This is a genomic window from Streptomyces sp. NPDC002144, from assembly GCF_053593695.1.
Genome location: NZ_JBSFDB010000106.1, coordinates 1 through 13,153 on the forward strand (window position 1 = coordinate 1; position 13,153 = coordinate 13,153).

6 protein-coding genes are annotated in these 13,153 nt (G+C 70.6%); all 6 read right to left on the bottom strand.

The features are described 5' to 3' along the window. Positions 1-3,851: type I polyketide synthase (locus ACWCQ1_RS50430; protein ID WP_451029916.1), on the bottom strand; the 3,851-nt coding region annotated here is incomplete at its 3' end. A gap of 150 nt (positions 3,852-4,001) precedes the next feature. Continuing rightward, positions 4,002-4,880 (bottom strand): 3-hydroxybutyryl-CoA dehydrogenase, encoded by an 879-nt coding sequence (locus tag ACWCQ1_RS50435; protein ID WP_451029917.1) that lies wholly within the window; start codon positions 4,878-4,880, stop codon positions 4,002-4,004. Further along, positions 4,877-5,875 (bottom strand): 3-oxoacyl-ACP synthase III family protein, encoded by a 999-nt coding sequence (locus ACWCQ1_RS50440; protein WP_451029918.1) that lies wholly within the window; start codon positions 5,873-5,875, stop codon positions 4,877-4,879. Before ACWCQ1_RS50440 ends, ACWCQ1_RS50435 begins: the two co-directional genes overlap by 4 nt. A gap of 1 nt (position 5,876) precedes the next feature. Continuing rightward, positions 5,877-7,256: a crotonyl-CoA carboxylase/reductase gene (ccrA, locus tag ACWCQ1_RS50445; RefSeq protein ID WP_451029919.1), complete on the bottom strand. Its 1,380-nt coding sequence runs from the start codon at positions 7,254-7,256 to the stop codon at positions 5,877-5,879. A gap of 583 nt (positions 7,257-7,839) precedes the next feature. Then, positions 7,840-11,709, bottom strand: a complete 3,870-nt coding sequence (locus tag ACWCQ1_RS50450; protein WP_451029920.1) for a carboxypeptidase regulatory-like domain-containing protein — start codon at positions 11,707-11,709, stop codon at positions 7,840-7,842. Positions 11,710-12,595: 886 nt separating this feature from the next. Continuing rightward, positions 12,596-13,153, bottom strand: a 558-nt coding sequence (locus tag ACWCQ1_RS50455) for a transposase (RefSeq protein ID WP_451029921.1), incomplete at its 5' end; no start/stop codon positions are given.

Here is a 13,153-nt window from a genome sequence, read left to right on the forward strand (position 1 = left end):
ACCCGGTGCCCGTTGCGGCGGGCGTCGGAGAGTTTCTCCAGGACGAGTATGCCTACGCCTTCGGACCAGCCGGTGCCGTCGGCGGACGCGGCGAATGACTTGCAGCGGCCGTCTGGAGCCAGTCCGCGCTGACGGCTGAACTCGACAAAGGTGTCGGGTGAGGACATGACGGTGACGCCGCCGGCGAGGGCGAGCGAGCACTCGCCGGTGCGCAGGGCCTGGGCGGCCATGTGCAGGGCCACCAGCGACGAGGAGCAGGCGGTGTCGACGGTGACCGCCGGTCCCTCGAAGCCGAACGTGTACGACACCCGGCCGGTGTGGACGCTGCCCGTGTTGCCGGTGCCCACATAGCCCTCGAGGTCGCCGGGCACGACGGCCAGACGGCTCGCGTAGTCGTGGTACATCACGCCCGCGTAGACACCGGTGTCACTGCCGCGCAGGCTCGTAGGGTCGATGCCGGCCCGCTCCAGGGCCTCCCAGGAGGTCTCCAGCAGCAGCCGCTGCTGCGGGTCCATGGCGAGCGCCTCGCGAGGGGAGATCCCGAAGAACTCCGCGTCGAACTCGGCCGCCTCGTGCAGGAACCCGCCCTCGCGGGCGTAGGACGTGCCCGGGGTCTCCGGGTCCGGGTCGAACAGGGACTCCAAATCCCAGCCGCGGTCGACGGGGAAGCCGGAGATCGCCTCGCCTCCGGAGGCCACCAGCTCCCACAACTCGTCGGGAGAGCCGATGCCGCCGGGCAGCCGGTTGGCCATGCCGACGATGACGACCGGATCATCCGGGTCGACGACCGGGCCGGTGGCCGTGGGGGCCGACGAGGCGGAGTCGCCGAGCAATTCTGCGCTGAGGTACCGGACGACGGCGTCACCGGTGGGGTGGTCGAAGATCAGGGTGGGCGGCATCCGCAGTCCCGAGGCCGCGCTCAGCCGGTTGCGGAGCTCGACGCCGGTGAGCGAGTCGAAGCCCAGTTCCCGGAAGGTGATGTCCAGGTCGACGGACTCGGTGGACGTGTACTGCAGGACGGCGGCCACCTCCCGCCGCACCAGGTCGGCGACGGCACGCTCACGCTCGGGCCGCGACAGCCCGGCAAGGAGCTCGGCCGGCGAACCGCCTGCGACCTGCTGCGCGGCGGAGTCCTCGGCAGGCCGCGCCTGCGCGTCGCCCTCGCCCTCGACAAAGGCGGCCGGAGCGGAGCCCGTCGCCGACAGCCAGTACGAAGCTCGCTGGAAGGCGTATGTCGGCAGCTCGACGCGTCGGCCGGGAACAGCCCGCTGCCAGTCGACGGGGACGCCGTGGGCGTGCAGTTCGCCCAGGGCCGACAGCAGCGTGGGAACGTCGGCGCGAGAGCGGCGTGCGGCGGTGACGAATATCGCGTCCTCGGTCAGGCAGTCCCGGCCCATCGCCGCGAGCACTGCGTCCGGCCCCACCTCCAGGTAGGTGCGCACACCGGACTCCTCCACGGCGCGCATGCCGTCGAGGAAGCGCACGCTCTCTCGGACGTGGCGTACCCAGTACTCGGCCGTGGCGATCTCCTCGGCGGAGACCGTGCGGCCGGTCAGGTTCGACACCACCTTGATGCGGGGCGTGTGGTAGTTCAGCTCTCGGGCGACCTCCCGGAACGCGTCGAGCATCGCGTCCATGCGGGGCGAGTGGAACGCGTGGCTGACCCGGAGCCGCTTGGTCCTCCGGCCCTGCTCCTCCCAGTGACGGGCGACCTCGAGCACAGCGTCCTCATCGCCCGAAATCACCGTCGACAACGGGCCGTTGGCCGCAGCCACCGTCACCTGGTTCTCGCGTCCGGCGAGGGCGGCGAGCAGCTCCTGCTCGGACGCCTGCACGGACACCATGGCGCCGCCCTCGGGCAGTTCCTGCATCAGCCGGCCGCGGGCGGCCACGAGCCTCGCCGCGTCCGGCAACGACAGCACGCCCGCGACGTGGGCGGCTGCCAACTCGCCGACCGAATGGCCGAGTACCACGGTCGGCGTGAGACCCCAGTGCTCCAGAAGCCGGTGAAGGGCGACCTCGTAGGCGAAGAGCGCGGGTTGGGTGTAGCGGGTCTGGTGGAGCAGAGCGCCGTCGGCGGAGTCCGGCTCGGCGAACATCACCTCGCGCAGCGGCCGTTCGAGCTCTGTGTCGAGCAGAGCGCACACCTTGTCCAGGGCCCGGGCGAACACCGGGAACGCCCGGTACAGGTCGTGCCCCATGCCCGCGCGCTGGCTGCCCTGACCGGTGAACAGGAACGCGACGCAGGAGTCTGCGGCCACTGCGCGCAGGAGACCGGGCGAGGGCTCGCCGGCCGCCAGGTGGTTCAGTTCGGCCAGCAAGGTGGACCGGTCCTCGGCGAGAACGACCGCACGGTGCTTGAAGTGCGTACGGGTGGTGGCGAGGGAGTGTGCCACGTCCTGCAGGGCCAGTTCCGGACGGTCCGCGAGATGCCGGGCGAGCTGCTCGGCCTGCGCGGCGAGCGCCGCTCCGGTTCGGGCGGACAGGGGCGTGAGAACCGAAGTGTTCCCGGCGGGCTTCGGAGCCGGGTGCGTCGCCTGGGCGGGGTGCCAGTCGGAGAGCACCAGATGGCAGTTGGTGCCGCCCATCCCGAACGAGCTGACCCCCGCGAGGACCGGCTCGTCGCCGTCGCCGCGTAGCTCGGTGGTCCCGGCGCAGACGTCGATGCGCAGGTCGTCGAGGGGGATCGCGGGGTTGTGCCGTTCGAAGTTGAGGCTCGGCACGAGTACGCCGGCCCGCAGGCACAGCGCCGCCTTGATGAGCCCGGCGACACCCGCCGCACCCTCCAGATGCCCGATGTTGGTCTTCACGGAGCCGACGAGCAAAGGGGCGTGCGCGGCCCGTCCGGTGCCCAGCACCGCGCCGAGGGCCGCTGCCTCGATCGGGTCGCCGACCGGGGTCCCGGTGCCGTGCAGCTCCACGAACCGCACCATGGAGGGCTCGACGCCTGCCGCTGCACAGGCCCGGCGCAGCACCTCCTCCTGAGCGACGCCCCGAGGGGTGGTGAGCGCGCCGCCGCCGCCGTCGTTGTTGACGGCCCCGCCGCGGATGACGCAGTACACCTGGTCACCGTCGGCGACCGCCTGCCGCAGTGTCTTCAGTACGACGATCCCGCCGCCCTCGCCGCGTACGTAGCCGTCGGCCCGGTCGTCGAAGGTGTACGTCCGCCCCTCGGGCGACAACGCTCCGAATCGCGCTGCGACGGTGAAGCCCTCTGCGGCCAGGTTGAGGCTGACCCCACCGGCCAGCGCCAGCGTCGACTCGCCCGTGCGCAGGCTCTCGCAGGCGAGCTGGACGGCCACCAGCGACGAGGACTGGCCGGTGTCCACCACCAGGCTGGGCCCCTGCAGCCCCAGGGCGTAGGACAGCCGGTTGGCGATGATGCCGCGGCTAATGCCGGTGATGGTGTGGTGGGTGACGCCGTCGGCGCCGTACTGGTGGACGAGCTTGGCGTAGTCGTCCCAGATCGCGCCGACGAAGACGCCGACGGGGGTGTCGCGCAGAACGGACGGGACGATGCCGGCGTTCTCCAGGGACTCCCAGCCGAGCTCGAGTACCAGGCGCTGCTGCGGGTCCATGGCGGTCGCCTCGCGTGGCGAGATGCCGAAGAACTCCGGCTCGAACGTGTCGATGCGGTCAAGGAACCCAGCCGGCCTTGCGGCCGCGCCGGCTGCGAGACCGGGACGGTCCTCGGGGACCGGGCCGACGGCACTCTCGCCACGGGACAGCAACTGCCAGAAGGCGTCGGGGTCCTGGGCGCCGGGGAAGCGGCAGGCGAGACCCACCACAGCAATTGCGTCGTCCAGTACCGCATACCCCTGGGGACGACCGGATCCGGGACGGATGGCCATGTTCTTCGCTCTCCCTGTCGGCGAAACAGCACGCGGTGGGCCGGGCCTGTGGCGTGCGGACGTGCGTGACGTGGCGCGGGCCCGGACCCGGCAGCGCAGCCGAGAGGCTGCCGGGTCGGCTGCCCGCGTGGGTGAATGGCGGCGAGGGCGCTAGGCGTAGAAGTAGAAGCCGCGGCCGGACTTCTTGCCCAGCAGTCCGGCCTCGACCATGCGCAGCAGCAGCGCGGGAGGCGCGTACAAAGGCTCCTTGAACTCCTCGTACATCGCCTCGGCGATAGAGATCGTGGTGTCGAGGCCGATCAGGTCGGCGAGCTGGAGCGGTCCGAGCGGATGGGAACAGCCCAGGGTCATGCCGCGGTCGACCACTTCGGCGGTTGCCAGCCCGGAATCGACCATGCGGATGGCGGACAACAGGTAGGGGAACAGCAGGGCGTTGACAACGAACCCGGCGCGGTCGGGGGACTTGATGGCGGTCTTGCCGAGTCGCCCCACGACGAACTCCTCGGCGCGGTCGCTCACGAGAGGGTCCGTCACGATCGAGTCGACGATCTCGACGAGGGGAAGCACGGGTGCCGGGTTGAAGAAGTGGATTCCGATCACGCGTTCGGGCCGGCTCGTGGCCTGAGCGAGCCGCGCTACGGACAGCGAGGACGTGTTCGAGGCGAATATCGCATCGGGCGACTGGACGATCTTGTCGAGGGAGGCGAACAGGTCGAGCTTGAGGGCCTCGTCCTCTTTCACCGCCTCGATCACGAGTTGCCGGTCCCCCAGTTCGCCCAGGTCGCGGGTGAAGGCGATCCTGCACAGCGCCTCGTCGCGCTGCTCCGAAGTGAGTTTCCCCTTGTCCACGGCCCGGTCCAGCGAGCGGGCCAGCCGCGCCGGACCGGTTTGCAGGGAATTGTCGGAGGAGACCGCGACCCGCACGTCGCAGTCCGCCTTCGCGCACAGTTCCGCGATCCCGGCGCCCATGATGCCGCTGCCGACGATGCCGACCCGTTCGATGTTCTCCACGGTCTCGGTGACGCTCATGCCGTGACCCCCCAGCGCAGCAGCGAGGCACCGATGGACATGCCGCCGCCGAATCCGGCGAGCAGTACCAGGTCGCCCGGGCCGAGGGCGCCCGAGCGATTCGCCTCGTCAAGGGCGACCGGCACCGAGGCGCTGCCGACGTTGCCGTACGTCTGCAAGGTGCGATGGGTGACCGCGCGGGTCAGGCCGGCCAGTTCGACGACCTCGCCGAGCATCACGCCGTTCGCCTGGTGCGGCACGAAGTGGTCCACCTCGGCAACGGCGATGCCGAGCCGGTCGGCCAGGGCGATGAGGGCCGGCGGCACGTGCTCACCGACGAAGTCGCGTACCCCGCGGCCGTTCATCCGGAAGTAGTGACCGCCCTCTGCCAGGGTGGTCTCGGAGGTGGGGTTACGGCTGCCGCCGGCCTCCACGCGGATCAGGTCGTGAGCGTCGCCGCGGCTCACCAGGTCGGTGCCCAGGATGCCGTACGGCTCGTCGACCGGTCCGAGTACGGCGGCTCCGGCGCCGTCGGCGAACAGCACTGCTGTGCGTCGGTCGTCGAAGTCCAGGATCCGCGAATAGAGGTCGGCGCCGATCACGAGCACATGGCAGCCGGGGCGACCCTGGGCCAGGCTGCGGGCCACCTCCATCGCGTACACGAACCCGCTGCACACCACGTTGACGTCGAAGCACGCCGCCCGGTAGGCGCCGAGTGCGTCCTGCACGAGGTACGACGTGGGCGGCTGGGGAAAGTCCCCGGTGGAGGTCGACACGATCAGGTACTCGATCCGGTCCGCGCTGAGGCCGGCCTGCTCCAGCGCCCGCTCCGCCGCCCGGACCGCGAGGTCGGAGGTGGCCTCGTCCGGGCCCGCGAAGCGCCGCGACACGATCTGGGTCTTGCGTTCGATCCAGTCGGCGGTGACGCCCACGCGAGCGGCGATCTCCGCGTTGCCGACTTCTTCCTTGGGCAGGTAGGAACCGGTCGCTAATATCCCGATCCGTTTTCCAGTCACGTCACGCAGTCCTTTCCTGGGACTTCGCAGGTTCGGAAGGCACGTTCCGACCCGCCGGGCGCAGCGGGTTGAGCCTCTCGACCCCGATGGCGGCGCGCTTCTCGGGGTCGGTGACACCGAGGCCCTCCTCCGGAGCCAGGCACAGGACGCCGACCTTTCCGGTGTGCCGGTTGTGCTGGACGAGCCTGGCGGCCTCGGCGACCTCGGCCAGCGGGTACACCTCCGAGAGGACGGGGGACAGATGGCCGAGCCGGACCAGGCGGTTGAGTTCCCACTGTTCCTGGAGGTTCGCCGCGTGGCTTCCCACGATGCGCTTGAGGTTCATCCAGAGATAACGGTTGTCGAACTGGTGTTGATAGCCCGTGCTCGAACCGCAGGTGACAACGGTTCCGCCCCGTCGCACCACGAACACCGAAATACCGAACGTGGCCTGCCCGATGAAGTCGAACACCACGTGCGGGTCCTCGCCCACAGCGGCCCTGACGGCCCGCCCGAGCCGCTTGCCCATTTCAATGGTGCGCTCCGGCGTGAGCCGATCGTCGCTGCTCAGGCCGATCTCGTTTCTGTTGATCACGACATCGCAACCGAGGGAGCGCAGAATGCCGGCCTTTTTCTCCGAGCTGACCACTCCGACGGGAATTCCCCCGGCGTTCTTGACCAACTGCACCGCGAATGCCCCAAGCCCGCCGGTCGCGCCCCAGATGAGGACGATGTCGCCCTGCTTGATACGAGCCCCGTTGTCGCTGACGAGCATTCGGTAGGACGTGGCGGCGGTGAGCATGACGCCCGCCGATTCCTCCCAGGTCAGATGGGCGGGCTTCGCGAGCAACTGGCTCGCCCGCACGACGGTGTAATGGGCGAGGCCGCCGAAATTGGTCTCATATCCCCAGATGCGCTGACCGGCGCCGAGCATACCGTCGGCGTGCGTGGCCGGCTCCTGGTCGTCCACCTGCACACAGCTGACCACGACATGGTCACCCGGGCGCCACTTCCGCACCCCGGCGCCGACGCGCACGATGATGCCGGAGGCGTCGGAGCCCACCACGTGGTGGGGCAGGTCGTGCCGGGCCGCGTAACCGCCCTCCCGGCCCAGTCGGCGCAGGAAGCCGAAGGTGGAAACGGGCTGGAAGGTCGCCGACCACACCGTGTTGTAATTGATCGAACTCGCCATCACGGCAACCACGACTTCATCCGGCGCGAGGGTGGGCATGGGTACACGGTCCACATGGAGGGACTTCCGCACATCCCTGTCCCGCAGGCCGTCGAACATGTTCAGGTCGTCGATTCGCAGATGTGCGGCGAGATAGGTTTCGGGGAGATTGATCTCCTCGATTTTCTCCGCGTCGACCCCTGCTAGTAGAGCTTCGGTCAATGCATCCATGCCGGCCCCTTCCGTCGGGAAATCAGCTGCTTCAGGATGGAAGCCGCCGAATCTGTTCAGACCTGTCGGGGGACATGACCCCGCGTGTGACGAGTTCCCGCGACGCCGGATACGTTACGCATTCGTACGGAGCGGCTCGTACCCTTAACCGCCCCCTAAGCGGCACCCCATAAGGGTGGGGATCGGCACGGATAGGGGCTTTTGTAAATTGGGAGTAACGCCGTGAGATGCTTTGAGAACGAGTCCGCTGGTCCCGGAGGTACGGCGAGTCATGTGATGGCGCTCACACCCCTAAATCCAGGGCGCGGCGATCATGTGGAGGGTCCTGCGGCGTCAGGATGAGGGGCCATGGACCTGCTGAACACGCCTGGGAGAACCAGTCCTGCCCCAGTCCCGTGCCGGTGAGCTGTCCCGGGTTTCGTAGAGTCCGCGGGCTGTCCCGAGGTGAGTGGGGTCCAGTTGCTTGGCTTCACGCTACTGCCCGACCGGACCGCCGAGGCCGTTCCATCGAAAAGCGTCGCGCCGCCCGGCCGCACTCGCTCGGAGAACGGCCGGACGGCGCACGAGGGACGGACGGCTGACGTCAGCGCACGGTCATGCGCACCGGAACCACCGGGTAGGTGTACGGGGTGTCCGTGCCGACCGCCAGGGCGGCCGTGTACGTGCCGGTCCGGTCCACTGCCGTGACGGACGCGTCCAGCCGTACGGTGACGGTCACGCGCGCGCCCGGACGCAGCCGCAGGGTGACGGAGTCAGCCGAGAGCCAGGGCACGTCGGTGGTCGGGACGCAGTCGTCGAGGCCCGGCAGCCGTTCGACGGCCGGGACGGCGTCGTAGACGCTGCGGGCCCCGCCGACGTGGAAGAAGCCGCACGCGCTACCGCCCCGGTAGAGGGCGTTGGCGGACGGAGGCAGGGCCGTCCAGGTGCGGGCGGCCGGGTCGTAGGCGTAGCCGCCGTCGGTGCGGCCGCCCATCAGGTCGCTGGCACCGCCGGAGACGAGGAACCGGCCGTCGACGGCGGTGTAGGCGGAGCCCCACAGGTCGGTCGGCAGGTCCGGAATCCGGGTCCAGGCTGCGGTGCCTGGGTCGTACGTGTAGGCGTGCCGGGTGCCGCCGTCCGCGGTGTAGCCGCCCGCGCAGTACAGCTTGCCGGCGATGGCGCCGCAGCCGAGCCACGAGATGGGCTCGGGATACGGCGTCGCAGTGCCCCACGTGTCGTCGACCGGATCGTAGACCTGGACGGTGGTGGTGCCGCACCGGGTCGCGCAGCCGCCGACCAGGTACCACTTGCCGTCCAGCGTCGCCGAGCCGGCCGCGGCGTAGGGCGTGGCCGCCCGGGCGGCGATGGACCAGGTGTGGCGTTGCGGGTCGTAGACCTCGGTGGCGGCGACGGGGCTGCCGGTCACGTCCCAGCCGCCGGTGACGTAGAGCTTCCCGCCGAGGAAGGCGGCCTCGGATGCCTCGCGCGAGGTGGCCGGGCCGCCGGGGATCGCCGTCCAGGTGGAGGTGGCCGGGTCGTACACGTTCCCGCCGTTGAGCAGGGATGTGCCGTCGATGCCGCCGATCGAGTAGACACGGCCGTCCGGGCCGGTGGCCACCGCGTTGTCCATCACGGCGGTCGGGTAGTCGGTGACCTTGGTCCAGCCGGAGGCGGCGGGAGCCGCCGCCTTGGTGCCCGAGGCGGTCGAGGACCTGGCCGCCGTCAGCGGCAGCGGGCTGTAGTCGCCGGGCACGTACTGCGCGGCGGCGTCGGCGGCCGTGGCGGCCGGAATGTCGCCGGACCGCTCGGTGAGCGTCACGGCCACGGGCGCCGAGCCCGTGTTGCGCAGGGTGACCTTTGCCGTCGTGGTCCGTCCCCGGCGCACGGTCTGCGTGACCGACGCCGGACTGAGCGACAACTGCCCGGCGCGCAGCACCGGTTCGAGGCGGGTCGCGTGGTCGGCCTTGACCCGGACCGTCCTGGTCACCGTGGCGTAGTGGTCGGCGCTGGCCCTGATCGGCTGCCGGCCCGTCTTCGGGGAGAAGAGCGCGTACGTGCCGTCCCCGGCCGTCGTCGCCGAGGCGTCGGCGGGAGCGCGGACCGATGCCCCGGCCACCGGTGCGCCGGTGTTGCGGTCCTTCACCGTCCCGTACAGCAGCCCGCCCCGGACCGGGGCACACCGCACGCCGCCGAAGGTGACGTTGTCGACCTGCCAGTAGTACGCGTTGTCCGCGAGGTAGCGGAACCGTATCCGCACGGCGGATTTCCCGGCCGCGTCCGGGAGGCCCACCGTCTGCGCGCCGGGCCCGGCGTTGACCAGGTCACGGCGCCAGACCGTGGACCAGGTCCGGCCGCCGTCCGTGCTGAGATCCACGTTCGCCTTCGAGGAGTCGCTGAACTTCTTGTAGAACGTGTCGAAGCGGGCCGCGGCCGTGTCGTAGCCGGTCAGGTCGAGCACGGGTGAGACGAGCGAGGTGTCCTCGCCGTCGGCGTAGTGGTCGCTGTCGGCGATGGCGAAGCCGCCCGAGCCGCCGGTGAGGTTGTCGCGCCCGGCCGGGTCGTCGAAGCGCCAGGTGTGCCCGTCGCCGTTGCCGGTGACGCTCCAGCCGGCGGGCGCCGACGTGCCGTCGAAGGTCTCGGTGGGGGCGCTGAACGTCTGCCGGTAGCCGGGCGCCACGCAAGACGCGGCGTCGACCTTGACGGCGAAGTCCTGGTGGGCCGCTTCGGTGCCCGTCGTCACGTCGGCCGTCGTCACCTGGTAGCCGGCGTAGACGGGGTCGATCTGGAGGGAGAACGTGCTGTTGGCCGGGAGCCGCAGCCTGTAGCGGCCGGTCGAGGGGTCGGAGTACGTCCGGGTCGACGGCTGGCCCGCGACCTGGATGCCCGCGGAGAGCGGCCAGCCGTGCCCGGAGCCGTCCCGGACCCGCCCGGTGAAGGTGACGAGCGGCTGCTGGGTGAGCGCGAAGTCGCGGCCGGCGCTCTGACCGTCGCCGATCTCGACGCCGGCCGAGAGGGCGCTGCCGTAGCCGAACCTCTCGGCCTTCACGTCGTACGTACCCGCGGGGAGCGTCATGTCGTACGAGCCGTCGGCGGCGGTCGTGGTGGCGTTCGCGCCAGCCGTGACGCGGACGTCGGCGAGCCCGGTGCCGGTGCCCGGGTCGGTGACCCTGCCGGTGAGTTCGCCGTACGGGCCGGTGGTGAAGGCGGCGCTGCCGTCCGGGGTGCCGAGGCCGGTCGGGCCGTCCCAGCCGGTGCCGGCGGAGCACAGGTCCGCCGTGTCACAGGTGCCGTTGGTGCCGGTGGCCACGTCGTGCAGGGCGGCGGCGTGGGCGTACGGGTAGGCATTGGGGTAGGTCTTGGCGCCCGGCTTCCCTGCGAGGGCATAGGTGGCGGCGATGATCGGGGAAGAGGCGCTGGTACCGCCGTAGACGCCCCAGCCGCCGTCCTCGTACGTGTTGTAGACGCTGACCCCGGTCGCCGGGTCGGCCACCGCCGACACGTCGGCGACGGCGCGGTGGGCGCAGCCCCGGTCGGTCTGGAAGGAAGGCTTGGACTGGTAGGCCGAGCAGCCGCTGCCCGCGCCGCTCCAGGCGGACTCGCTCCAGCCCCGGCTCGTCGCGGGATCGCGGCTCAGCGAGGTGCCGCCGACCGCCGTGACGTAGGGGAGGGTGGCCGGATAGCTGGTGCCGTAGCCGTTGTCGCCGGTGCTGAACGTGATGGCCACACCCGGGTGCTTGTAGTAGGCGTCGCCGGGTTCGTCGCCGATCGCGCTCTCACTCGCGCCCCAGCTGTTGGAGATGTACGTGGCGCCGAGCGCGACCGCCTTGTTCTCCGCCTCGCCCAGGCTTTCGATGCTCGGCGCGTCGGCCTCGACCAGCAGGATCGAGCACTGCGGGCAGGCTGCGCTGACCATGTCGAGGTCGAGAGCGATCTCCCCGGCCCAGCCCGCGTCGGGTTGCGGATAGTCGGTGCCGCCGCGCTGGTCGGTCTTGCGGAAGCAGCCGTTGCCGGTGGTGCAGGGCGGCAGGCCGAACTGGCTGCGGTAGACGGCCAGGTCGGCCTCGGCGTTCGGGTTGTCGTAGGCGTCGACGATGGCCACCGTGGCGCCGGACCCGGCCGCGGCGGAGGGCAGGTCGTAGGCGCTCTGGATGTCGGCAGGGCCCAGCCCTGCCGGGGCCGCGAGGGGCTGCAGGCCCTTGGCCTGCCGTACGTCGTCACGGGCGAGTGCGAAACAGGACACCTCGCCGGGCTTGCTCGGCCGCGCGCACAGGGGGCGAGTGGCGGGTTCCGCGGTCGCCGCGCCGACCGTATCCCGTGCCGCGATGTCCGGTGCCGGTGAAGGTGCCGGTGCCGGGTCGCCGGAGCCGGCCGCGGCGGACGGTGCCGCCAGAGTCAGCGCCAGCAGGCTGCTCAGAAGGGCGGGCAGTACCGCCAGTCTCGTTCTGGTCTTTCGTCTCTGGTTCGTTCTGGTCATCCGGGTTATCCCAGACCTTCCGTGGGGGAGAAGGAGCAAGGTCAACCGGGAGCGTAGGGCATGTACATGTCATAACTGTTTCTCGTGTCACTCCTGTCCGACCCCCACCGGGGAAAGGCTCGGACGAATGAAGTCGTCGCCCAACGGCATGGCCGAGCGCGACTTCACCGTGGGCGAGGTCCCTGGCGTTCTCCGGTCGCCGGCCTCCGGCGCCGATCGTGCACCCCTCAGGTTCGACGTGATCATTGCCGGGTGCGGGCCGACTCGCGCGATGCCGGCCGCCGAACTGCGGCTGCACGATGTGCGGTACTCGCTCTGGAGAAGGCTCCCCTCCGAGCAAGCCGGACAGATCTCTGCGGAACGGCAGGCCAACTCTCCGCCGACGCGAGCAGGCGGCCCCCGCCGCCACCCTCACCTTCGCCGGCAACAGCCGGCGGGAGAAGACCCGCCGCCTGGCAGAGCCGTCCGCACACGACGACGACCTGCGCCTGCTCGCGACCCAGCCGATGGAAGCCGCCGGCCTGCAACGCGGCCGACTCACCGCGCTCGCCCTCCGAGACGAGGACCTCATCAGCGCCGACCAGGTGGCCCGAGAGATCAGCCCGGATGGCACCCCGAAGCCCGGCTGGTCCCCGAAACAGCCATCGACCGCGTCCGGGACAAGTTCGGGACCGGTGTCATCAATCCCGCCGCCGTCTTCCGCCGCGCCTCGCGACCCTGCTCGCCGGACGCGGAGGCAAGCCGTGATCCTCAACCCGCCCGCACCTGGCCCCGTTACTCCCCAGCGGCTGCCGCTCTGGCCCTACCCTGAGGCCGACGAGGGTCTATCAGGAATTAGGTGTGATTCGTCTGTTTGGCCTACGAGTTGTTCGGTGGGCTGTTCGGCCTACACCCGTCCGGCGGTAAGTCGGCCGTCGAAGAGGACGTCGAACTCGTTGAGGGCGGACTTCCAGCGGTTGTTCCAGCGCTGGCGGCCGCGTCCGGTGGGGTCGAGGGCGAGGGTGGCCAGGTAGAGGCGTTTGAGGGCGGCCTGCTCGTTGGGGAAGTGCCCGCACGCCTGGGCTGCCCGCCGGTAGCGGGCGTTGAGGGACTCGATCGCGTTGGTGGTGTAGACGACCTGGCGGATGGCGTCGGGCAAGCCGAGGAAGGGCACGAACTCGCTCCAGGCCCGCTGCCAGGTGCCGGCGATCGAGGGGTAGCGTTTGCCCCAGGTGGCGTCGAAGTCGGCGAGCCGTTGCCGGGCTTCTTCCTCGTTGACGGCGGTGTAGACGGGCTTGAGGTCGCGGGCGACCTCGGCCCAGTCGCGGCGAGAGGCGTAGCGCAGGCTGGCGCGGATGAGGTGGACCACGCAGACTCCCCCTGTCAACCTCCGTGGTTTTGGACGTTGTTGGTGGCTGATCGAACTGGACCAAAGCTGAGGGCATGCCAAGGGGCCGAGGAGCCA